At 67.4% G+C, this 22918-nt stretch carries 17 protein-coding genes; 12 read left to right on the top strand and 5 right to left on the bottom strand.

The genetic code is table 11. The features are described from left to right. The first annotated feature begins 19 nt into the window (after positions 1 to 19). From CW359_RS45710 to CW359_RS46200, 6 genes are all read left to right on the top strand, one after another. Entirely contained in the window at positions 20 to 235 is a 216-nt protein-coding gene (locus CW359_RS45710) for a hypothetical protein (protein WP_198655028.1), read from the top strand. Beyond that, positions 232 to 486: a hypothetical protein gene (locus CW359_RS45705; RefSeq protein WP_198655027.1), complete on the top strand. Its 255-nt coding sequence runs from the start codon at positions 232 to 234 to the stop codon at positions 484 to 486. The genes CW359_RS45710 and CW359_RS45705 overlap by 4 nt, the downstream gene beginning before the upstream one ends. Before the next feature lie 3 nt (positions 487 to 489). Next, positions 490 to 2841 (top strand): ATP-binding protein, encoded by a 2352-nt coding sequence (locus CW359_RS01085; RefSeq protein WP_105967758.1) that lies wholly within the window; start codon positions 490 to 492, stop codon positions 2839 to 2841. A 250-nt stretch (positions 2842 to 3091) separates the two neighbouring features. Further along, positions 3092 to 3592, top strand: coding sequence for an ATP-binding protein (locus CW359_RS01080; protein WP_105967757.1), 501 nt, complete (start codon positions 3092 to 3094; stop codon positions 3590 to 3592). A 1323-nt stretch (positions 3593 to 4915) separates the two neighbouring features. After that, positions 4916 to 5938 (top strand): ribosome-inactivating family protein, encoded by a 1023-nt coding sequence (locus tag CW359_RS01075; protein ID WP_105967756.1) that lies wholly within the window; start codon positions 4916 to 4918, stop codon positions 5936 to 5938. A 221-nt stretch (positions 5939 to 6159) separates the two neighbouring features. After that, entirely contained in the window at positions 6160 to 7851 is a 1692-nt protein-coding gene (locus CW359_RS46200; RefSeq protein ID WP_232838149.1) for a LamG domain-containing protein, read from the top strand. Positions 7852 to 8049: 198 nt separating this feature from the next. On the opposite strand, the gene CW359_RS45090 is transcribed toward CW359_RS46200, so the two are convergent. After that, positions 8050 to 8208 carry a hypothetical protein gene (locus tag CW359_RS45090; protein WP_157968453.1) on the bottom strand — a complete coding sequence of 53 codons (159 nt, stop codon included), beginning with the start codon at positions 8206 to 8208 and terminating at the stop codon, positions 8050 to 8052. Between the two features lie 240 nt (positions 8209 to 8448). Here CW359_RS45090 and CW359_RS01065 point away from each other — a divergent pair, with 240 nt between their 5' ends. Together CW359_RS01065 and CW359_RS01060 are read left to right on the top strand one after the other, a co-directional pair. Next, the gene (locus tag CW359_RS01065; protein WP_105967754.1) at positions 8449 to 9396 is read left to right on the top strand and encodes a zinc-binding dehydrogenase; all 948 of its coding nucleotides are present in this window, start codon (positions 8449 to 8451) and stop codon (positions 9394 to 9396) included. A gap of 355 nt (positions 9397 to 9751) precedes the next feature. Continuing rightward, positions 9752 to 10564: a TetR/AcrR family transcriptional regulator gene (locus CW359_RS01060; RefSeq protein WP_332874957.1), complete on the top strand. Its 813-nt coding sequence runs from the start codon at positions 9752 to 9754 to the stop codon at positions 10562 to 10564. Between the two features lie 321 nt (positions 10565 to 10885). Here the strand turns inward: CW359_RS01060 and CW359_RS01055 are convergent, their stop codons facing one another. From CW359_RS01055 to CW359_RS01045, 3 genes are all read right to left on the bottom strand, one after another. Then, a complete protein-coding gene (locus tag CW359_RS01055) occupies positions 10886 to 11692 on the bottom strand; it encodes an amidohydrolase family protein (protein ID WP_105967752.1) in 807 nt (268 codons plus the stop codon). A gap of 17 nt (positions 11693 to 11709) precedes the next feature. Further along, entirely contained in the window at positions 11710 to 12885 is a 1176-nt protein-coding gene (locus CW359_RS01050; RefSeq protein ID WP_157968452.1) for an alpha/beta hydrolase, read from the bottom strand. A gap of 746 nt (positions 12886 to 13631) precedes the next feature. Continuing rightward, a complete protein-coding gene (locus CW359_RS01045; RefSeq protein WP_105967750.1) occupies positions 13632 to 14315 on the bottom strand; it encodes a TMEM175 family protein in 684 nt (227 codons plus the stop codon). Between the two features lie 1009 nt (positions 14316 to 15324). On the opposite strand from CW359_RS01045, the gene CW359_RS01040 reads away from it, so the two are divergent. Further along, entirely contained in the window at positions 15325 to 17799 is a 2475-nt protein-coding gene (locus CW359_RS01040) for a glycoside hydrolase family 2 TIM barrel-domain containing protein (RefSeq protein WP_105967749.1), read from the top strand. A gap of 145 nt (positions 17800 to 17944) precedes the next feature. Continuing rightward, entirely contained in the window at positions 17945 to 19147 is a 1203-nt protein-coding gene (locus CW359_RS01035) for a glycoside hydrolase family 1 protein (RefSeq protein WP_105968184.1), read from the top strand. Between the two features lie 330 nt (positions 19148 to 19477). Here CW359_RS01035 and CW359_RS01030 read toward each other — a convergent pair whose 3' ends face one another. Beyond that, positions 19478 to 20434 (bottom strand): LacI family DNA-binding transcriptional regulator, encoded by a 957-nt coding sequence (locus CW359_RS01030; protein ID WP_105967748.1) that lies wholly within the window; start codon positions 20432 to 20434, stop codon positions 19478 to 19480. 374 nt (positions 20435 to 20808) lie between these two features. Here CW359_RS01030 and CW359_RS45085 point away from each other — a divergent pair, with 374 nt between their 5' ends. Both CW359_RS45085 and CW359_RS01020 read left to right on the top strand, forming a co-directional pair. Beyond that, positions 20809 to 20958: a hypothetical protein gene (locus tag CW359_RS45085; RefSeq protein ID WP_157968451.1), complete on the top strand. Its 150-nt coding sequence runs from the start codon at positions 20809 to 20811 to the stop codon at positions 20956 to 20958. Positions 20959 to 21315: 357 nt separating this feature from the next. Beyond that, positions 21316 to 22788: an MFS transporter gene (locus CW359_RS01020; RefSeq protein ID WP_105967746.1), complete on the top strand. Its 1473-nt coding sequence runs from the start codon at positions 21316 to 21318 to the stop codon at positions 22786 to 22788. The last annotated feature ends 130 nt before the right edge of the window (positions 22789 to 22918 follow it).

The following is a 22918-nucleotide window of genomic DNA, read 5'->3' as shown; positions in this document are numbered from 1 at the left end:
CAACCGGAAAGAAGTGTCGGTGACCAATCTCGCCCACAACCTCGTGCGCACTGCCGCGGTAGACTTCGACAAGGTGGCCATCTGGGGCCGCACGCCCTCCTTTGAGGACTACATCAAGGGCTGGGCACGGCGCGCCACACTTGTCACCCGCGTCCAAGAGCTACTGGGCTCCGACCGGCTCCTGCTCACACCCGTCAGCATCGAACTCCCCTTCGAGCAGGACGCGGACCTGTGACCGACCACGACCGCGCGCTGCGACTCCTCGGAGCCATGCGGCCGATGACAGCGGTACCAGTGCTCGGTGTTCCAGCGGTGACGGTGCCCGTGGTCGTCAGCTACGGCCTTCCGCTGAGCGTTCAGCTCATCGGCGGGCGGTTCGCGGACGACCGGGTCCTCGACGCCGCCGCTGTCGTCGAGGAGCGGGCTTCTGTAGCGCGGCCGTGGCGTGACGAGCATCCGGCTGTACCTCCGAGATCGTCGAGGTGAACGGTGACAAGCGACACCGCACAGGTGCGGGAGCTGCCCGCGGCTATCACCAGCTTCGTGGGGAGGCGGCGTGAGGTCACCGAGGTCCGCCGCCTGCTCGGGGCGACCCGCCTGCTGACGCTGACCGGGGCGGGCGGGGTGGGCAAGACTCGGCTGGCGCTGGAGGCTGCGGGCGCTGGTGGAAGGACCTTCCCGCAGGGGGTTTGGCTGGTGGACATGGCCTCTGTGCGGGATCCGGGGGCGGTGGCAAGCGCAGCCGCGACCGCGCTGGAGCTGCCCGACCTTGGCGCCCGGTCGGACATGGAGCGGCTCACCGGGTATCTGGCAGGGCGTCGGGCACTCATCGTCCTCGACAACTGTGAACATCTGGTCGGTGCCTGCGCCGATCTGGCGATGGCACTGTTGTCGGCCGCTCCGGAGCTGCGCATTCTGGCTACGAGCCGCCAGACGCTGCAGCTGACGGGTGAATGGGTCTTCACTGTGCCGCCCCTGGCACCGGAGGACGCGGTTGAACTGCTGAGGGACCGCACCACCGCCGTCAACGCGGCCTTCCGGATCACCGAGGCGAACCGGGCCCAGATCTTGCGGCTCTGCACTGATCTCGACGGGCTACCGCTGGCAATCGAGCTGGCTGCCTCCCGACTGCGGATACTCAGTGTGGAGCAAGTGGTGGACCGTTTGAAGGACCGATTCACACTGCTTTCCAGTGGCAGTAGGGCCGCGTTGCCGCGGCAACGTACATTGCGGGCGGCGATCGACTGGAGCTATGAGCTGTGTGCGCCTGCCGAGCGGCTGCTGTGGAACCGGTTGTCGGCTTTCGTCGGTGACTTCACCCTGGACGCAGCCGAGGGGGTTTGCGCGGGCGACGGAATTTCCCGGCACGAGGTGCTGGATCTCCTCGACCAGCTGGTCTCCCAGTCCATCGTTCTGACCACGGAACGGGAGGGACCACCGCGTTATCGCCTGCTGGAAACCATCCGCCAATACGGGTGGGAGCGGCTCGCCGAGAGCGGTGAGGAGGCGCGGCTGTTTCGGCGGCATCGCGACTTCTACCTTGCCCTGGCCGAAGGCACAGCCACCGATTGGTTCGGCCCCGGTCAGGAACAGGCCATGGCCCGGCTCCGGGCAGAGCATGACAATTTGCTGGCGGCCCTGGACTACGCGGCGCAGGCACAGACAACCACGTCGCAGTCCGTCGCGGCAGTGGGCGCGGGCACCGCGGAACCGAGTCAGGTGTATGAGGCCTCGGAGCCCGGCGATGGCCAAGCGTGGCTTGGGCTGGCCGCGGCACTGCGTTTCCACTGGTGCTGCAACGGATTCCTCAGCGAGGGACGTCGTCAGTTCGAGCGGGCGCTCACCGCCGTGGCCACGCCGGTCCCTGCTCGGGCAACGGCGCTGTGGGCTGCTGCCTGGGTGGCGGTGATGCAGGGCGATCTCGATACGGCCGACCGGTGGCTGGATGAGGCTGCCGGGCTGGCCGAGCAGTTGAAAGATCCACAGGTCCTCGCATACGTCCAAGGCGTCCGCGGTTCGTCGGCACTGTACAGAGGACAGCCGGTGCAGGCCGCAGCGCTGCTTGAGGATGCTGTGGCCGCTCACGCCCTGCTGAACGATGGGGCGCAGGCACTGCAATGGCTCTTCCAGCTGGCACTCGCTCAGATCTATCTCGACGACCCGCGCGCAGCGGCGACGGGTAGGAGCGCGGTAATCACGGCGGAGGCTCATGAAGAGCGGTTGAGCCGTTCCTATGCGTTGTGGGTGCTGGGCTATCAAGCCTGGCTTCGCGGCAATGGCCAGGAGAGCAACGCGTTGATGCGGTCCAGCCTGGAGATCCAGCGGGGCTTTCGCGACTTCGCTGGGGTGGCCGCGACGCTGGAGGTACTGGCATGGAGCACCGCCGCCCTCGGCGATCATGCGCAGGCGGCACGGCTCCTGGGGGCCGTGCGCCCCTTGACCCGTGAGCTCAACCCCACCTCCGCCGGAGCGTTCGCCGAACCTCACGCGCGTTGCGAACAGGCGATCATCGCTGCCCTAGGCCCGGCCGTTTACGAGAAGGCCATCACCGAAGGCAGCTCCTGCGACAACCCACACCGGGCCATCGCACTGGCTCTGGACACGGACCACGCGGTCGATCAAGCCGTCGCGGACCCGGCCTCCCATGCGCTCACCGACCGGGAGCAAGACGTCGCCGCACTGGTGGCGCAAGGCATGAGCAACAAGCAGATCGCCACCCGGCTCGGGCGCTCCCCGCGCACGATCGACAGTCACGTCCAGAACATCCTGGCCAAGCTCGCCTTCGGCTCCCGTGCCCAGATCGCCACATGGTGGACCGAAAACAGGGCCCCCGCTCAGTAGCGCTCAGCAAAAATGCCGATGGTCCCCGGCCTGGCTGTGCGCCGATCCTCGTGGCATGGGTCGAACCGGGGCCACGGCTTGTCGTGAGCGCCACAGGTCGTCAGATGGAAACCCATGCGAGTACGGCCGAAGCCATAGTCACCGACGTCGGCAGGCCGGCGCACGGCTGATCACGGCACAGGCGATCCTGGGCAGATCCGGTAACCCTCCGGGACTGCTTCCTCCCTCATCGCACCTGGGAGCACACGCTATGCACGATGCACACAGCCTTGCCGCCTCGTCCGAATCAACGCCCTTGTGCCCGCCGCGGGTGGCCGGATGCGGCTTCTACGTGACCATACGGTCGGGCGCGCTGGTCTTGCACATGAGCGCGAGCCATGAGCACATGCGGCAGATGCGCGCGTATGTCTTCGAGGCCGTCACCTCGACCGGGGCCGACGAGCAGGTCGCAGACGTGGCCCGGCTGGTTGCGAATGAACTGGTGGGCAATGCGGTGCGGGTGGGCGGGCCGTGGACGCCGGTGATCGTGCAGATTGTCAGTACGTCGGACCAGATCCGGGTTCGGGTACACGATCCGGCACCATGCGCACCGTCCGAACGCCGAGGTCGGGTACCTGACGACGACCGGCACGGGTTCGGGCTGGGGCTGCGGATCCTCGACACCCTCGCACCAGGCTGGACGGTGCAAGCCACACTGGTGGGTAAATTGGCCACAGCCACCCTGGCGTGCGGGGAGTCCACCACGGCATGAGGCCCCGACAGGTGGCGATGGTGCCGCAGGAGAGAATTTCGCCAAGAGAGGCAGCGATCTGCTCCTGAAGCTGAGCAACGGGCAGGTCCGACATCCGGTTGCCCCGCAAGGCGCGTCATCCTCGTCACCCACTCCCGTCGCAGTCTCTGACGGCGCGCCGGTGACGCCCCACCGTCGATGACCGGCTACGAAAATCTTGTATCAGGCGCGAACTGCACCCAAAGCCCGCAATGGCCTGCTCCTCGACAACTTCGCCTTCGGAACCGCCAACGGCACCGCCGCAGAGCACTGGCACGCCAGGGGCGGTGGAGCATCACTGTCGTCGGTAACAGCTACAAGATCATCAGCGTGCACACTTCTGTGGGCCGGTGGCAGGTACCGCACCCCCTTTCGGCCAGCCCAGGTGCACGGCCACCCGGCGGTGTCCTATTCCCAGGGCCGCTATCTCCAGCCCGGCCCCGAAAGCGCCCCCGCACCACCCAACACCCGGAACAAGCCAGCCAGTTGATCTTGTACACCACGACGAGGTACACCATCGGCCCCGAGATCACCGCGTACTTCCCGCGGCCTGCCGTGCCCCCACGGTGATGAGGATTCCTGAAAACGTCAGTCAAGGGCGCGAGGACCGCCCCGCACGACGGACAGGCCAACTCACCCGCCCGCAACTGGCGTTCCATGCGTACGACATCGGTGTCGACGATGAACACTCCATACCTCCACCTCGTGCACACCGTGTCGTCGCGGACGAAGCAAGACCAGACTCCTCAACAAGGTCGGCACTCATGTCCAACGAGAGTGTCGCCAACCCCCGTTCTCGTACTCATACAGAGAGTCGTCCAACACCGGTGACGCTGCTGCGCCAGGTGACGAAGACCGCCCGCTCCACGGACTACGTGGGTGGCCGCACGGGACGCCCGCGACGCGCGGTGGCGGGCGGGCGAGGCGCCGACGCATGCGTGAGGTCCGTGGCGGCGCCAAGCGGATGACGGCCGCTCCACTTGTGTCGACTCCTGGGCCAGGTCACCACTCGGTGGGCAGGCCCCACTCGGTAGGTCTCCGTAAAAGTACCGAAGGCGGCGGATTGACCCATACCCGTCGGTAGAAGTGCCTATGGCCCGGGGTGCGTCCTACGACCAAGCTTGTGCCGCGCCAGGTCAGCGGGCGGAACTCGCCCCTTCGGCGGCGCTGCGCCCCCTGCCGGGCGCCAACTGCGGGGCCCTGGTCCAGTGCCGGTGAGCTCGCCCCGACGTGATTACCCCACACCCCCGCCCACGCGAAGCGGGCGGACAAGCCAGCGCATCGCACACCCTGGAGAACGCAAACATGACAGAGCCAGTCATCGCTGAGGAACCTCAGGGAACCTCACGCAACCAACGCGCTGTCGCGCCACCGCGCCATCGCGCCGGGAGCCTCGTCCATGGCGCCATCGCCAAGCCGCGCACCGCTGCCCTCATGGCCGCCCTTGTGCTCGCGCTGATCGGCACCCTGGTCGGCCCTTTCGGAGGGCAGAAGGCGCACGCGGAAGACGGCAATCCCACGTACTACGCCAGCAGCATCCACGGCGCCGACTACGTGGCCTTCATCAACAGCATCCGCAATCTGATCTCCGACGGCGGGAGCACTTCGACGCGGGGCACCGGCGTTCAGGTGAACCACACCATGCCGAACAACCCGGCGCGCTACCTCCAGGTGGACATCCACAACAGCCACAACTCCGAGTGGGTCCGCCTGCAGTTCGATCGCTCGAACATGTACCTCCTCGGCTGGTGGGACGCCGATAACGTCTACCGCTATCTCGGCACCCGCTCGATACCCCAGGCCGAACGGCAGCGCAGTGACGCACGACACAACAACGCCGCCGGTTGGTACGACGCCGCGAGCGTCAGCCGAGTCGCCGGTGAGAGTTACGTTGACCTGGAGAGAGAGTCTGGCAGGACTCGTGCGGGCATGGGCTGGAACTTTGAGCAAGTCGACGACATGGTCCGACAACTCCTGCGCGGGTCGGACACCCGCACCAGAGCGCGCGGAGCCTTGTCGGCGACCCAGTTCATCTCGGAGGCTGTTCGGTTCCGTCCCATCCGGGACAGCCTCGCCCTCTACATCGGCGCCAACGGGCATCAGACCTATCCCTTCCCCGCCGGGTTTGTGAACAACGAGCAGAATTGGGGCGCTCTCAGTGCCCGATACAACAGCCTGATGCGCTCGCATGAAAATGAAGTGGGATATCGGGACCCGATTCCGCTCTGGGCTTGGGTGCGAGGCGAAAACGGTCAGGCCGTACAACGCGCTATCTATACAGCGATCATGTACGCGAATTATGTCCTGAACACAGCGAAGGGCCGCTGACATACGGTCGCTCCGGTCGCTGGACAATGCGCTCCAGTAGGTGCCGAAGGCAGCAGAACTGGGCTGTCGGCCTGCCCGGGATTTGCATGGGCAGGCTCCCAAGTTCACATCCACACCTGCCGGTCGCGTGGCGCCGGCTGAGTACCCGCAGTCGTCCCATCAGGTAACTGTGCAGCTCCTCCGAAAGGTAACCAATGCATGTCAGACTTATGCCCTGGGTAGTGCGTACAGCCACCCAGACGCCGACGCGACGGTGGACGTCCGCCGGTCTCGTCGCCGCCCTCTCTCTGGTGTTGGCCGCTACGGCGCTGACAAGCGCCGTGCCGGCGCAGGCCGAGATCACCAACGGCTTGCTGCTGCGCTACAAGCTCGACGAGACGTCCGGCACCGTCGTCCACGACTCCTCGGGCAACGGCCGTGACGGCGCAGTCAACGGCACCGCAGACTGGGGCGGAAAGGAAGGGCTGGGTTTCAATGGCTCCGACACCTACGTCAAGGTGCCGAACAACATCATGGCCGGCCTGAACTCGATCAGCATCGACTTCAACGTGTGGATCGACCGCACCATGGGCAAGCCCTACGTCCTGTATGGGTTCGGCAACTCCAGCGGCAGCAGCGGCAACGGCTATCTGTTCTCCACCGGAAACCAGTTCCGCACCGGGATCACGACGAGCGACTTCCACTCCGAGCAGCAGACCCGGCCCGGCTACTCGTACCAGCTGGCGCGCGGCATGTGGAAGCACGTGACGTACACCCAGACGGGAAACACCGGGATCCTGTATGAGAACGGCGTGGAGAAGGCCCGCAACACCAACGTGACGATCACTCCGGGCAGCATCGGCGGCGGGACGACGACCGCGGACTACATCGGCCGCTCGCTGTACTCCTCGGACCTGTACTTCCACGGCCGGATGCGCGACTTCCGCGTCTACAACCGTGCTCTTTCCTCCTCCGAGACGTTGACGATCGCCACGGGGGCCGAGGAGCAGTGGTCGCAGGTGGAGGCCCTGGCCTCCGAAAACGGAGCGCTCGACAGGTTCCAGGACCCCGACGTGGGACCCGTCATCGTCTTTCCGTCGGACTACACCGGCGACATCAACAACCTACAGGTCCCGGCTGCCTGGACGGATCAGTACGGGCAGACCCCCACCTCCTGGCCCACCCCCGCGACCGTGAAGAGCCCGCTGTTCACCCTTCAGCAGGTTTCCGACCTCAAGGACGCGGTCACTGCACAGGTACAGCCCAACAATGACACCACCTACCGGCTGGACGTCTTCTACGACGGGAGCATCGACCAGGTGGTGGCGCGAACCAACGCTCCCGCATCGGTCACCGATTCCCTGGCCGCCCAGTACGCCGGCAAGCTCGTGATCGAGACCGACGCCGTGTCGCCGGGCAAGTGCAGGCCGGACCAAAGCGCCGCATCCAACTCCCTGGCCACGACCGCGACGCCGGCGAGCGGCGTACAGGAGGTCACGACGGAACTGCAGTGGCAGCAGGTGCAGGCCCTGGCCGACTACAACTGTGCACTCGCCGCGTTTGACGACCCCAACGTGGGTCCGAAGATCGTCTTCCCTTCGGACTTCACCGGTGACATCACCAACCTGCAGAAGCCGCCGGGTTGGACGTCCGACCGCGGGCAGATACCGGCTTCCTGGCCCACCCCCACCACCTCGAAGAGCCCTCAGTTCACTCTCGCCCAGATCCAGAACATCGGGACCGCGGCCGTGCAGCAGATCCAGCCTGCCGGTGCCACCACCGACTACTCCGTGGCAGTCCGCTACGACGGGGCGTCCGACCGAGTGGTGGTGGAGACCGACGCCCCCTCGTCGGTAACCGACCCGCTGGTGGCCGCCTACCCGAACAAGGTCGTGACAGCCACCCCGCCCGCACCTGAGTTCCCCGACTCCTGAGAAGTCGTCGGACAGCCCACCGACACACAAGTACGCCGTGTCACCATGGGTACACAGCTATACCGCCGACCACTCGGACGAGGCACAACTGAAGATCAAAGTGGGGGCCGGGTGACCGGCCCCCACTTGCACGAGTGCGCGTACTACGTCCGCGCTGCCCGGCAGCGGGAGAGTCGGAGCGACCGCCATCTGCTGGCACTACGGGGAGCACTCGCGGCCGTTGACGGCCTTCTTGCCGACTGCTGTGCCAGCACCGGTCCTGACCCCGACCGTGTCCTGAGCGAGGATGGGCACCGCGATCAGTGAGTGCGCCCCGAACGTGCGGGCGTGCTCCGCGTGGAGAGGATCCTCGGCCATCCAACGCAGGATCTCCGAGTCGTTGATGTCGCGCGGCTCCGCCCGGCCGGTGATCAGGCACCGGGGTCGACTCGTTTGGCTCGCAGCGGATCCGTGACGGATGTGCGTATCCCCGCTTTTTATGGCTACTATGTATCCGTAAAGCGATCCGCTCGACCCTCCCGTCCCGGTCGCGAGCGTCCGGGTCACAGTTGGGATCGGTGCGAGTGCTTAGTGTCATCAAATCGAAGGAGGCCAGTGATGAAGGCAGCAGTGGTGGCGGTGGCGGGTGGCGCGGTGCCTGAGTACCAGGACTTTCCCGAGCCCGAGGTGGGTCCGGGCGGGCAGATCGTGGAGCTGGTGGCGACCGCGATCCATCCCGTGGTGCGGGCCAAGGCGTCCGGTGGGCACTACAGCAGCACGGGACAGTTCCCGCTGGTTCCGGGCGTGGACGCGGTGGCTCGTACCGCCGACGGCACGCTGGTGTACACCGGCGACGTCGAGGAGCCCTGGGGCACGTTCGCCGAGCGGATGGCCATCACCATGGCCCTGCCGCTTCCGGCCGGGGCCGACCCGGTCGCCGTGGCGGCGGGCGTGAACCCGGGCATGTCGTCCTGGATGCCGCTCACCGCCCACGTCGGCGAACACGGCACACCGGACACCGTGATGATCATCGGGGTGACGGGTGCGGCCGGCGGCCTCGCCGTGCAGAACGCCCAGGCGCTCGGTGTGCGGCGCATCATCGGCGTGGGCCGCGGCGCGGACGACCTCAAGCGCGTGGCCGGTCTCGGCGCCGAGACCATCGAGATCACCGGCTCGGCGGACGCGGACGCGGCGGCCATCGGCGCGGCCCTCGACGGCAAGGCTCCCGACCTCGTCCTGGACTTCCTGTGGGGCAGCGCAGCCGAGGCCGCCTTCCATGCACTGGCCGCCATCCCCGGAGGTGCCACCAGCTACGTGGAGATCGGCGGTGCGGCCGGCGAACAGGCAACCGTACCCGCCTCCCTGCTGCGCAGCCGCCCCTTCCGCCTCACGGGCAGCGGCATCGGCTCCTTCGACATGCGCCGCTACTTCACCCAGGTCGCCGCCTACGTACAACTCATCACCGACGGCAAGGTCAAGGTCGACGCCCAGGCCTACCCTCTCGCCCACATCAGCCAGGCATGGACAGCCCCCGCAGGCCCCCGTCCCGTCCTCACCACCGACTGACCAAACCGAACGACCATGACATAGCTCGGGAGACTCGCTCTTCGACCGGCTGACGCTGCGGCAGGCCTTGCCGGAAGCGTCAGCCGCTTTGGTACACGGCCGGTCAGGCTGCTGTGCGTGCAATTCGGGCTCAGCTTCATCGCCACCGGAGGCCTTGCGGCCCGCGACCTGGGAGGCGGCTCAGCGAACAGCAGTGAAAGCGGACGTGCCCATTGCGGACGTGGTGCTCACGATTGGGGACTGGGCGTGCCGTGGGCCGGGAGCACCTCGTTTGGCAGTCGCTGCGCGGCTCGACTCGCCTGGTGCCCTGGTGTGGAGGCTTCCTGTCGTGTCGGTGTCGAAAACGGATACGATAATGCCGAAACTCCTGTATTTGACACGTGTCCTCAATCGATCTGGTCGCAAGGGTGATTGCTTCATGACTTCGGAGGTCCAGCCCATTGCGGGAAGTGCTGGCTGGTGGGCGAGCCGGACTCCTGCTCCCGTGTACCGGCGCGGGCGTCCTCCGATGGACGTCGGCCGCATTGTGGCCACGGCTCTGGAGCTCATCGACGAAGTCGGAATCCAGGCTCTGACCCTGCGTATGCTCGCCGATGCCCTGGACTCGGGCACGGCTACGCTCTACCGGCACTTCAACGGCAAGGACGAACTCCTCGCCCTGGTCGCCGACAGAATCCTGGGCGAAGTCCGCACTCCGCCCGAGGAGTTGGACGGCCTGTCCTGGCGGGAAGCTGTCAACGCCGTAGCGGAGGCTTTCTACGGCACTCTGTGCCGACACCCCAACGCGCTGTCGCTGCTGGCGGCCCAGGTCCCTGTCGGTCCCAACGCTCTCCGAGCCAGGGAACGGCTCATCACTCTCTTCCTGAGCCACGGATTCCCGGTCGAACTGTCCGCCCGTGCCTTCACGGCCATCGGGCACTACGTGATCGGCTTCGCCATCCAGCAGCACGGTCCCGGGGCCCCACGGCCCGAGGACCACGCGCAGCTGCGGGACTACTACCACTCGCTCGACCCGGCGACCTATCCGGCCACGATCGCTGCCGCCGACGAGTTGACCTCCGTGCCGCTGCACGACGAGTTCTGGTTCGGCCTGGGCCTGCTCCTCGATGGGCTGGAACGGGCCAGATCCAACGCGCTGCAGGAGTCTGAAGCAGCCATGGGGCATTGAGCGGGCGGCAGGTCTGCTACCCGCCCCTTCTTCCGGGCGCTGCGTGCGGGGGCGACCGATATCAGTACGAAGGGCTCACAGCCGCCTGGATTGCGACAGCCATGGCCGCCAGACGCGGTCGCTCGTCGTGGGAGCCGACGTCGAGATCCTCTGCGATCGGCGGCTCCGGTCGGCGAGGCCATGAGGGGGCGGGCCAGTCGGCCGCGAGCTTTCGGATCAATGTGCCCCAGAGCGGAGGGCCGCGGTTCGCGGTTTCGTGACCGGCGTGCGCTGCTGCGCGGTATCGGCGCTACGTCTGTCCTCCGCGGACTGTTCTGCCGCTCAGGGCCAGCCGATCCAGTTCGCCACGGCGCGGCCCATGACCAGTTCCAGGTCGCGACCTCGCAGCCACGGCAGTTCCTCAATGAACATCGTCACCGCCTCGTGCCACGAGCAGGGGAGACGCGTGATGTCACTGCCCCAGAACATCCGCTCGGCGCCGTACGCGTCGAAGACCTGGCGCAGCATGCTGTGTGTGCCTGCGAACGGGTACGGATCCGTTGCCATACCTGGTACGGCCGTCGCCTTCACGGCGATGTTGGGGTGGCGCGCGAGGGCGAGCAGGGCATCGAGATGTGCGGCGGCGTCGGGCAGCTTCTCGAAGGGGTTGACCGCGAGGTGGTCGATCATCAGGCGCATCTGAGGGTATCGGCCGGCGATGTCGCCGACGGCGGGCAGGGACGGGGGCAGCACCATGAGACCGACGGGGATCCCGCGCCGGTCGGCTGCCGCCCACAGCCAGTCGAGACCGCCCGAGGCGAGACGGTTGGCTGGCTCCGGAGCCGCGAGGACGAATCGAAGGCCCAGCATGCCGGGTTTGGCCAGCCACGCATCGACGAGGGACTCGTCCGCTGCTTCGTCGAGAGGGAACCAGCCCAGGGTCGCGAACCGCTCGGGATGCTGCTTCGCAGCCTCCACGGCGTAGTCGTTCGCGGCGGCGTCCCAGATCGCCGGACAGTTGACCGCGCGGTCCACGCCTGCCTCGTCCATGTCATGCAGGGCGGCCTCCACGGTGTAGGGAGCGCGCCAGTGGTGCGGGGGTGCGCTCTCGCTCGTCCACAGGTGGATCTGTGCGTCGGTGATCTGCATCGGTGCGGTCCTTTGTGTCAGTTAGCGATCTCGGGGCTCGGCAGGCCGCACAGACGCGCCCTGGTCCAGTCGGCGACGAGTGCGTCACGGTCGTGCTTGTGGTTGTAGACGCAGTGGTTGCCGTCGGAGAAGATGACCATCCGTTTGTCGTCCGTGGGCGCGCCCTGGAGAAGGATCTGGGCGAGGTCCATTGAGATCATGGGGTCGTCGCCGCCCTGTACGACCAGTAGCGGATATCCGGCGTTGGGTCCGTCGGCGAGGGGTGTGACGGTCTTCCAGACGTCCACCGCCCGGTTCGCGTCCTCGGTTCCGCACGCGGCAACCATCTTCGAGAAGAAGGTTCCCATGGTCGGCGGAACGAGCCACGGCGCGTGGATGCCGCCGTTGTCGACGCACGCCCGGATGCGTGTGTCCTGTCCCGCGACGGCCATGGCGAAGCTGCCTCCCATGCTGTTGCCGATGAAGCCGATCGGGCGGCCGGGCGCGCGCTCGTCGAGGAAGTCGACGGCTCGTGCGTACGCGTCACGCCACTGCGCGGTGAGGTAGTGCTTGTGCGTCAGCCTCGTCTCACCCTGCCCCGGGCCGTCGAGCAGCAGTGCGTCGATACCGCGTTCCGCGAGCGACTCGCCCAGGCTGTCGAAATCCATGGCCCAGCCTTCGACGCCGCCGATGACGACGGCTGAGCCGACCGCGGTGTCGGGCGCGGTGACGAGCCACCCCACCAAGGGATCACGGCCGGCTTCGATCACGACGCGTTCGCGGTCGGCGCTGAGTTCGGCGGCCTTGGCGTAGAGCTCGCCGGCCCGCGTGAAGATCGCCTGGCGCTCGGCGGTGTCGGACAGCATCATCATCTGACTCATGCGCAGCAGGGCGGACGCACGGCGCAGGTACGCGATCCGCGTGGGCCTGCCGGCGCCCTCCGGAGCACCTTCGACGCGGCGCAGGCACACGTCCGCGAGGTCCGTGGCGGCCGAGCGCCAGTCCTGACCCTCGATCACTCGGGCACGCAGCTCCACGGCATCCGAGTAGTCGACCCCGTAGCCGGTCGTGCGCTCCAACGAGAACTGGCGCAGTGCGGCCTGCGATTCGACCGAGAGCCTGGACATGATGTCGTTCGTCTCCGAGCGGCTGCCGACGAAGTCGCGGGTCACGACCAGGGCCTGGTCCTCGACGACCCCCTGCTGTGCTGACATCTGATACTCCTCGTGTGTGCTGGCTGTTGGTGGCGCGACGGCGCGCGCCCGGCGGCTGTTCGGAGAGCTACGCGGTATGTATCGGGCGCCGGTATGGGGCGGCGGCCCAGCCGATGTGAGCGGCCTGGGCGACATGGCCTTCCGGTCTGACGGGAGCCGAGAAACGCTCGGGGGCTCTTGGCACGGGTGTGTCAGACCGGATAACGACTGGCTGCCGCAGGTCCTGGCAACTGTCGAAGAGCGCGGACAGTGCACCGGCCAGTACCCGCGTCGGCCCGGCCCTGGTCGTGCACATCGGGAGGCCGGTGCTCATGCCAGGGCGCACCTCTGTGGGGGAGCACCGGGTCCCGGGTGAACAGGTCGCGGTTACGTCGATTTCGCCGATGTCATTCTCCGAGGAGGCCCACCGCATTCCGCACCCAAGGCGGTATGGCGGCCCCCGGAACCGGAGTCAGGACAGGTCACGGAGGCGCTTGTGGTCGTACTCGGCGTCGCTCCGGCCGAGCAGGCAGCCGTCATGAGCACATCCTCTTGGTCTTGATGCCGTGACTTCGGGAAGGGGCGATGTGGGTCCACCGGTACCCGGGGCCGCGTCTGGAGCAGCATTTCGACTACAACGTATCCGTAATGTTGGGTCGGTGCAACGGGTGCCGACTGGTCGCCCAACGGCTCAACGTTTGACCGGAGATGTCGTCCACGGCGGTCCCTGACTCATCGCGCCGTGGAGTTGACAGGAGGCAGGCAGGTCACCGTTTGCCGCTCGGGCGACGTGCTGTGCCCTCCGACTGTCCGCGGGTCGGTCTCGCCCCCGGATGGGTCGCCCATCGGGCGGCCAACGCGGTGAGCCCGAAGACCGCCGCCCAGCTGTACTTGGCGCCCTCCAGGGTGATGAACGCGAGCGGAATGGAGAGCAGGAAGGCGACTGTCGGGAAGGTGAGGAACAACTGGAACCGCCGCATGATCTCTGGTGCCGTATCCGGTCGCAGCAGTCCACGGGCCCGGCAGTGGCGCACCGTGTTGATCAGAGTCAGCCCGGTGCCCCCGATGACGGTGGCGTAGAGAACGGCGCTGATCTGGTAGTCGCTGTCCTCCACGAAGACCCTTGTCGCGAAGGGGACGAGGGTGATCCCCAGCAGCCAGACGAAGTTCAACCACAGCAGCCGGGGGCTGAACCCGTCGATACGGGCGAACAGCCACTTGTGTGCCACCCAGAGCGTGGTGACAACCGCGAAGCTCAGCAGGAACATCGCATAGTCCGGGAGGTACTCCCGGAATGCTCGCCACACTTCGCTGTCGCTCTCCCCGTGTGGAACAGGCAGCTCGAGCGCCAGCAGGGTCAGTGCGATGGCGACGACCGCGTCGCTGAAGAAGACCAGTCGTTCGGTGTCGGCCTTGGTGTGCTTGCCGTCGGTCTCGCTCGTCTCGGTCATGCCGGTCTCCTTGGTGTGCCATTCGCTCCGGAGGAGCGGAGGGTCGTGGTTGTGCTTTTCCGAGTCGGCAGGCCGTGATGTCCTGTTGAGGCCGAATAGGTATTAAAGGGGAGCGTGGGTACTGCGGCATCACGTGTACCTGACGGCGGCAGAGCTAATATTGGCTACATCGTAGCCAATATTAGTCGGCTGCGTAACCGTTTGTGCGAGGTGGGGCAGGTGTGGTGGGGTCAGGCCGGGTGACGGCTGTCTGGACCGCCTGTCTTGGCTGCCCCGGGAGGCGGGCGGTTGGTGCACTCGGCCCATGTCGCACGACATATCGAGGGTCGGACTCCTGTTCGCGTGGACCGGTGCTGGTGACATCGGCCTGGTCCGCCACGAAAGGGACGGTCAGGGTCGACGCCGCGCGCATCGGGGCGGGCGGGCATGTGATGTGACCTCGCGGCCTGGGTGATGTGCCGGCGGGGCGGGGCGCGTTCGAGGCCGTGTTCGGCAGGAGTCGCCTGGCGGATGCCCGGGATGCTGTGAGCGGAACCGGGCGTGCGCGGGCCGTTTGGGGTCGAACCGGCGACTTCCCGCCTGGTTGCCCCCACGGTTGGGGTCGGTCGAGGGCCTTTGTGGCGATCAGGGCCGCGCGGGTCCAGGTGGGCCACCGCGTGCGGAGGTTGCGGTTCCCTCGTCCTTGCCTGGACGGTGGCAGCCCAGCGGGACGGTGAGCTCCTCAAGGCCGGCTTGCGGCTGGTCGCCCGAAAGTGGTGGCCGTACCGCGAATCCTCCCGGCTGCTGAGGCTCCGGCCGGTGACCCCCAGGCGCTGGCCCGCTCGGTGACGTCCGGCTCTCGCGCCCCGCGCTTCCAGCGCTGCCGCGCACCTCTGACTCCTGCGTCACTGTAGTGCCAGTTGACGCGCGACACCTCGCATGGCGCAGGCATTGACGCGCGTCAATGAGCAATGTTTAGCTATTGACGCGCGTTAACTCCGCAACAACAAGACGTAACCAGGAGTCCTCCATGGCGATCTCCGCCTTCAACGACGAGTGGGCCTTTCGCACGAAGGTGAGCGCCTTCGCGGAACTCGGCGGCGCCAGCGGTGACTGGACGGCTGTGACGCTCCCGCACGACGCACTGATCGGTATGCCCAGGCGGGCGGACGCGCCCGCCGGCGCCGCGGCCGGTTACTTTCCCAGCGGTGTGTTCGAGTACCGGAGGGACCTGTTCGTCGAGGAGACAGATCGCGGCCGGTGCTTCTTCCTTGAGTTCGACGGGGTCTACCGGGGCGCGATGATCTATGTCAACGGGGCCCTGGCGGGCGGGCACGCCTTCGGGTACTCCCGCTTCACGGTGCGGATCGACCCTTACCTCCGCTTCGGGGAGGTCAATGAGATCCGGGTCGACTGCCGTGCGCACCAGGACAGCCGTTGGTACACGGGTGCCGGCATCTACCGCGACGTACGCCTGATCGTGAAGGAGCCGGTCCACATCGCCGTCGACGGCGTGCGGATCACCACCCCCGACATCGAGCAGGGCCAGGCGGTCGTGGAAATCGCGACCGAGGTGCTGAACACCGGAGCTGTGACCACGACCGTCCTCCTGGCTTCCGCCGTGGAGGGAGAAGGCTCGGGGGAGGTGGCGCGTGAACGGAGCCCGCTCACCCTGCTGCCCGGGGAACGGGCGATCGTCCGGCACAGGCTGTACGTCACGGACCCGGCGCTGTGGAGCGTGGACAGCCCGTCTCTGTATACGGCCCGGCTTCAGCTCCGGGAAGGCGACCAGGTGCTGGACGACCACGCGAGCGCGTTCGGTATCCGGCGTCTGCAGTTCGATCCCTCCAACGGCCTGCGGATCAACGGCCGTACGGTCAAGCTCCGTGGCGCCTGCCTGCACCACGACAATGGTCCACTCGGCGCGGCGGCCATCGGGCGGGCCGAGGAACGCCGGGTCGAATTGCTGAAGGCGGCGGGCTTCAACGCGATCAGGAGCTCCCACAACCCCGCCAGTTCCGCGCTGCTCGAAGCGTGCGACCGGCTCGGCATGCTGGTCATGGACGAAGCCTTCGACGTCTGGACCGTCGGCAAGACCGACTTCGACTACGCCGGCGATTTCCCCGAGTGGTGGGAACGCGACGTGGCGGCCCTTGTCGCGAAGGACTTCAACCACCCGAGCGTGATCTTCTACTCGATCGGAAACGAGATCCCGGAGACCGGTACCCGGTTCGGCGGTGTGTGGAGCCGTCGGCTCGCCGAGAAGATCCGCTCCCTCGACGACACCCGTCTCATCACCAACGGCATCAACGGTTTCGTGTCGGTGCTCGACACGGTCGTCGCCGCGGCACGGCAGATGGAGTCGGCCAAGCCACCGAGCGGCGGGGTCAACGGGATGATGGCGCAGGTCGGCGAGATGATGAATCAGATCGCGTCTTCCGAGGAAGTGACCGGGCGGACTGAGGAGTCCTTCTCCGTTCTCGACGTGGCGGGTCTGAACTACGGTGACGGCCGCTACGAGCCCGACCGCGACCGGTTCCCCAACCGGGTGATCGTCGGAACGGAGACCTTCCCGTCCCGCATCGCGCACAACTGGTCGCTCGTCATGGCGAACCCTCACGTCATCGGTGACTTCACCTGGACGGGCTGGGACTACCTCGGCGAGGCCGGTCTCGGTTCCGTGGGGTACGGCGACTCGGACTCGCGGGCAGCGTCGGTCGCCCAGCCCTATCCGTGGCTGGCGGCCTGGTGCGGCGACTTCGACATCACCGGTCAGCGGCGTCCCGCGTCGTACTACCGGGAGACCGTGTTCGGCCTCCGGTCGATCCCGTACATCGCCGTACGACGTCCCCAGCACCATGGGAAGAGCGTCCTGGCCACCCCATGGTCCTGGAGCGACGCGATCGCCAGCTGGACATGGGAGAACTTTCAGAACAAGCCGATCCACGTCGAGGTCTACAGCGACGCCGATGAGATCGAACTGCTGCTGAACGGAACGAACGTGGGCCGGATACCGGCCGGACGCGATCACGACTTCCGCGCCGACTTCGAACTCGTCTACACGCCCGGGGAACTGGTCGCGATCGCCTACTCGAACGGCCGGGAACAGGGACGCACCACGCTGGTCACCGCGAAGGACGCTCTCGTGCTCGACGTACGGGCGGACCGCGCCCATCTTCGTGCCGACAGCGGCGACCTCGCCTTCGTGGACATCGCTCTCACCGACGGCGCGGGGAACATGCACCCGGGACGGGACAGGCCTGTGACCGTCACCGTGGAGGGCGCCGGAGCCCTACAGGCACTCGGCAGCGCGGATCCTGCGGCAGAGGAGGACTTTTCCGGGCCGCACAGACGGACCTTCGACGGCCGCGCGCTGGCGGTGATCCGCCCCGTCGGGAGCGGGGACATCACTGTCACCGTCCACGCCGAAGGGTGCGAACCGGCCCGGCTCACGCTGCACGCGGGCGCCCTCGAAGCCGTCAGCCCCGTGGCGCTTGTGCACTGACCCCGGCCGCCATTCACGTGGAACCGCGGCGAACACTCCCCGAGATGCCTGTCCCTCACATGTCCTTCGCGTGTCCCTCGAAGAGAAGGACCGTCCCGCCGTTCCTGTGTCCGCCGACGAACTGACCGATCCTGGAGGCAACCCGATGAGCCGCAACCCCGACCTTTGCTCCGACTTCCTGTGGGGTGCGTCCACCTCGCCGCACCAGATAGAGGGGAACAACCTCAACAGCGACTGGTGGCGCACGGAGCACCAGAACAAGGGCCATCTGGAGCCAAGTGGCGACGCGTGCGACAGCTATCACCGCTACGGCGAGGACATGCGGCTGTTGGCCGACGCGGGCCTGAACGCCTACCGGTTCGGCATCGAGTGGGCGCGCGTCGAGCCGGAGCCCGGTGAGTTCTCACGGGCCGAGCTCGCCCACTACCGCCGCATGATCGACACCGCACGCGCTCGCGGCCTCGAACCGGTCGTGACCCTGCACCACTTCACCAACCCTCGCTGGTTCACCGACGAGGGCGGATGGACGAGCCCGACCGCCGTCGACCGGTTCACCCGGTACGTCGAGCGCGTCTGCACGATCCTTCACGATGTCACCTGGGTCTGCACCATCAACGAGCCGAACATTCTGGCCATGATGAGCGGCATGGCCGCGGCGGTGGCCGAGGGCGCCGACATGAACCTCGGCGCGGACATCCGCATGCCCACGCCCGACCCGGCTGTCGGCGAGATCCTCGTGCGAGCGCACCAGGCGGCTGTGGCCGTCCTGCGCAGGCACACGTCGGCGAAGGTCGGCTGGACCGTGGCACAGCAGGCCCTCGTTCCCGCGGCCGGCAGCGAGAACGTGTACACCGAACTGCGGTGGGCCTGGGAGGATCTCTACCATCACGGGGCTCGCGGGGACGACTTCCTGGGGGTGCAGTCGTACACGAGCCAGTCGGTGAGCAGGGACGGCCTTGTTCCCACGCCCGAAAGTCCCGACAACACGCTGACCGGCTGGGCGTACCGGCCCGACGCCCTCGGCATCGCCCTGCGGCATGCCTGGGAGGCCACGGAAGGGGTCCCGCTGCTCGTCACCGAGAACGGCATCGCCACCGCCGACGACACGCGCCGGATCGCCTACACGACCGAGGCGCTGGGCCATCTGTTCGACGCGGTCGCCGAAGGCATCGACGTCCGCGGGTACCTGCACTGGTCCGCGCTGGACAACTTCGAATGGGGCCGGTGGACACCGACGTTCGGGCTCATCGCCGTCGACCGTGCGACCTTCGAACGCACGCCCAAGCCGAGCCTGGCCTGGCTCGGCGGCATCGCACGCAGGGGCGGCGCCCTGGAGACCGGGCCATGAGGGCTGGGGGCGCCACGGCCTGCGGCAGGTACTTCTGGGGCCAAGCCTCGGCCCGGAGCGGGGAGGACGGGCGTGGCTGGTCGGCTAGTCCCCTTCGCGGGTGTCCCGCGCGGCCACCGGAAGCCGACCGTGCTCACCCGCGCCGGGGCGGCATCTGACCGACCGTCCCCATGCCTCTGTGCACCGGTCGGCACGCGTCCTGCTCCTGGCAGCGCCGCCTGCGCGTGGATGGCCCCTTGCGGCTTCGTCGAGGCCTGAGTTTCAGCGAGCTGCCCGACCTTCGCGGGCATCAGCGACTTCCCCCCAAGCGCAACGGTGTCCCGCGCGAGATCAGCTGGTCCCGCCTTCGATCACCCGGAGACGCACCTCCGTGTGCGCGGCGCTGAATCCCTCTTTGTCCAGCCGGGAGAGGACCGATTGGACCGTCGCCTCTGTCACCAGGGTTGTGTCGTACTCGACCGTCGTCAGCGGGGGAGTGGTGAGTCGGGACAGAGGGGTGTGGTCCATGCCGATCAGTGCCAGTTCTTGCGGCACTCGCCATCCGCGGAGCGATGCGGCGTGCAGCAGGGCGGTCGCCACGTCGTCGTTGTAGCAGCCGATGGCGAAGCCCGGCCCGCCGAGCTGGTCGAGTGCGACCGCGGCGTCCTCGGCGTTGATCCCGAGAGCGACGATCTGCGGAGCGTCGACGCCACGCGCGCGGCACTCGTCCGCGAACTCACGTTCGCGAGGGCCGCCGAAGGTGTCGCTGCGCGCATCGTGCAGGTGGGCGTAGGCAAGGCGCCGATAGCCCCGGTCGATCAGATGGCGCGCCTGCAGCCTGCCGATCTCGGCGTTGACGTCCGGGTGCGACGCGCTCTGCGGGTCGATCGCCTCGACGCCTCGACGTTCCAAGAGCTGTCTGTCGTCGTCGGAGAACGGTGTGAGGGACAGAATCGCCCGTGGCTTCATTCCGATGACGAGGCGATCCAGTGATGCCGCGGTGTGCGTCGAGAGCCGTAGGACCAAGGTGAGCCCACGTCTGGACAGTTCGTCGGTCAGGCCGCCGTAGATGTCCTGCAGGTTTCCGCCGAAGGTCGTGTCGGGGATGAGCGCGATGACGATGTCGCTCGACCCTTTGGCCAGCGCGCGCCCTGCGGCGGAGGGCTCGTAACCGAGTTCGGCGACGGCTCGACGCACTCGTGCCTGGGTCTCGGGCGCGAAGTGCTCTCCGCGGCCGTTCAGGATCTGGCTGACGGTCGATCGCGAGACGCCGGCCCTGTCGGCGACGTCCTGACTGGTAGCGATCACCGCTGCCTCCGTTTCCTTGTAGTTCAGTCACTGTATCGCCATTAACGCGTGACACCTACAGTTTGCGCGGCTATTGACGCGCGTCAATGACCTCTGCTTAGGTTTTGACGCGCGTTAACGGACACTGGCTTGTCGCTGCGCGCCGGTACCTGAACTACAACGATGTGTCGGGAGCCATACATGGCGATCACCGCTTTCAGTGACGCACGGGCCCATCGCCCTGTCGCGGACGTCCGTTCGCGGCATCCGGCTGCGGAAAGGTGCTCCGACCTGCTCCGGCGGACCACGGTCACGGTGCGGGTGTACGTCGGCGGCGTCGGATTACGCGCCGACCGCCCTGACCACTTTGTCCGCGAGGTCTAGGCGTTCGCCGGATGGCACTCGCAGCGTGTGGTCCACGCCCGTTGGAGCGGGAACCGCACGCCCCGGACCTGTCGCTCTTCGGCTCGGCCGACAACCGCCGGGTCCTGGAGTGCCGCGACTTCGAGATCGGTGTCGGAGCACGCCGCAAGATCCACGTCTGACTGTGACCGTCGCCTTCGGGGCGCCGGCACTCGACCGGCCCCTCGTCTTGGATTCAACGTTCGGGCGACAGTCGGCGGACGTGACCGCCGACCCGCTGTCGAGCGAGGAGCTGGAGCCGGCCGCGGCCGTCCTTCGGGGCCGCTCCTCTGAAACACCCCGACCTGGTTGGGGCGCTCCGGCCCAACCGCGCTGTCTCCGTACGTGGAGACCGCCTGGACAACGGCCGCTCCATCGAACTGCTTGAGCGCGGCATTGCCCCGACCTCATGAGTCGGCCACGGCATGCACACCCAGCACAGGCGCGCCGATTCCGGAGGACCCCGCAAGTTCCCGCACCACCTGATTGAAGGGCCGCACATGTCAGAGAAACTCGCCGTCGCCGAGGGCGCCTCGGAACCGAATGCCAAAATCCGATTCGGCGTCCGGCACTCGCTCACCCTGCTCGCCCTTGTGTGGACCGCGCAGATCCTCCCGATCGTCAGCCTGCTGGCCGGCAACGCGCAGTCCGCGGTGGCGATCCACTTCCACACCACGCAGATCGCCTGGTTCGGCCTGATGGGCGTCCTGATCGGAACGTTCGTCATGCCCTTCGTGGTGACGGCCGCGGGAATGTACGGCAAGAGGCGCGTGATGATCGTCATCTCCGTGCTCGGGCTCATCGGCGACGTCGTCGCGGCCCTCGCGCCGAACTACGCGACGATGCTCGTCGGGCGGGGAATCGCGGGGCTCTACGTACCGATCGCGGCGCTCTCCTATTCGATCGCGCGGGACGTGTTCCCCCGCCACCTGGTGGGGCCTGCCAGCGGCCTCATGGGAGGCGGTCTCGGCCTGGTCGGCCTCGGCGGCCCCTTCCTGTCCGGGTGGGTCATCGACGACTTCGGATTCCGCGGCGCCCTGTGGTTCATGGCGATCGCCACGGTGTTCAGCCTGATCCTGCTGATCACCGTCGTACCCGAGAGCCCTGTCCGTGAGGAACGTGCCCGAATGGACTGGCTGGGCGGAGTGCTGCTCGGGGGTGGCCTCACCGCCATCGTCTACGCCATCGGGCAGGGTGCCACGTGGGGTTGGACCAGCGGCAAGCTCTGCACCTACATCGGTGCGGGCGTGCTCGCGGTGATCGCGTTCGTGGTGGTCGAGAGCCGTGTCGCCAACCCGCTGTTCCCGCTCGCGATGCTCAAGCGGCGCAGAGTCTGGACGGTCCTGCTCGCCACGGCCGTGGTCGCGGCCGGGGTCTACTCGGTGGGCACGGTCATGCAGTTGCTCGCCCTCATGCCGAACATCCCCGGTATGTCAGCGGGCCTGGGCTGGTCGGCGACGAAGAACGCGCTGGTGACCAGCCCCATGAGCGTCCTGATCATCGTGGTGGCGGTTGTGACCGGGATACTGGCCCGCAGGGTCGACGCCCGCATCCTGCTGGGCACCGCCGCGCTCTTCGCGGCCGGTGGGTTTGCTCTCGGCTCGCATCTGCACCACTCGGCGTCCGAGATCATCATGATGGGTCTCGTGGCCGGAGTAGGCACCGGCATGACCGCTTCCATCGTGCCCATCATGATCATTGCGGCGGTTCCGCCCGAGGAGCAGGCGCTGGCAAACGGGGCCCAGAGTCTGGTGCAGGGCGTCGTCCAGGCGATCGTCATCCAGCTCACCTTCGTGGTCATGGCCAAGGGCGGCACGGTGCTTCAGGGCACCCAGTTCTACAGCGACTCCGGCTTCTCCAACGGGTTCTGGCTGCAGGCAGGTTGTGTCGCGCTGGGCGGTCTCCTCATTCTGCTGATACCGAGGGTCAAGCGGCTCGACGAAGCCGAAGTAGGCCAGGCGGCGACCTCCTGACCGCGCTTGCCGGGCCCGGTCCTTGGGGGCCGGCCCGGTCCTCGGAGGTCACACGCCGTTTCATGCCGGCCCCATCGGCGACCTCGGAACCCTGCGAGCGGCATTCGTTCGCCGGCTCGCACGGGCGTAC

The organism is Streptomyces geranii (assembly GCF_002954775.1).
Classification (GTDB): Bacteria; Actinomycetota; Actinomycetes; order Streptomycetales; family Streptomycetaceae; genus Streptomyces; species Streptomyces geranii.
Note: the sequence above shows the minus strand (reverse complement) of the source record. Positions and strands in the feature narration are given on the sequence as shown.

Coding starts and splice junctions, on each gene's coding strand:
- CW359_RS01035 (WP_105968184.1), top strand. CDS start 17,945: ATGAGCCGCAACCCCGACCTTTGCTCCGACTTCCTGTGGGGTGCGTCC.
- CW359_RS45085 (WP_157968451.1), top strand. CDS start 20,809: ATGGCACTCGCAGCGTGTGGTCCACGCCCGTTGGAGCGGGAACCGCAC.
- CW359_RS01040 (WP_105967749.1), top strand. CDS start 15,325: ATGGCGATCTCCGCCTTCAACGACGAGTGGGCCTTTCGCACGAAGGTG.
- CW359_RS01055 (WP_105967752.1), bottom strand. CDS start 11,692: ATGCAGATCACCGACGCACAGATCCACCTGTGGACGAGCGAGAGCGCA.
- CW359_RS01065 (WP_105967754.1), top strand. CDS start 8,449: ATGAAGGCAGCAGTGGTGGCGGTGGCGGGTGGCGCGGTGCCTGAGTAC.
- CW359_RS01045 (WP_105967750.1), bottom strand. CDS start 14,315: ATGACCGAGACGAGCGAGACCGACGGCAAGCACACCAAGGCCGACACC.
- CW359_RS01060 (WP_332874957.1), top strand. CDS start 9,752: ATGCCGAAACTCCTGTATTTGACACGTGTCCTCAATCGATCTGGTCGC.
- CW359_RS01075 (WP_105967756.1), top strand. CDS start 4,916: ATGACAGAGCCAGTCATCGCTGAGGAACCTCAGGGAACCTCACGCAAC.
- CW359_RS45090 (WP_157968453.1), bottom strand. CDS start 8,208: ATGGCCGAGGATCCTCTCCACGCGGAGCACGCCCGCACGTTCGGGGCG.
- CW359_RS01050 (WP_157968452.1), bottom strand. CDS start 12,885: ATGTCAGCACAGCAGGGGGTCGTCGAGGACCAGGCCCTGGTCGTGACC.
- CW359_RS01020 (WP_105967746.1), top strand. CDS start 21,316: ATGTCAGAGAAACTCGCCGTCGCCGAGGGCGCCTCGGAACCGAATGCC.
- CW359_RS01080 (WP_105967757.1), top strand. CDS start 3,092: ATGCACGATGCACACAGCCTTGCCGCCTCGTCCGAATCAACGCCCTTG.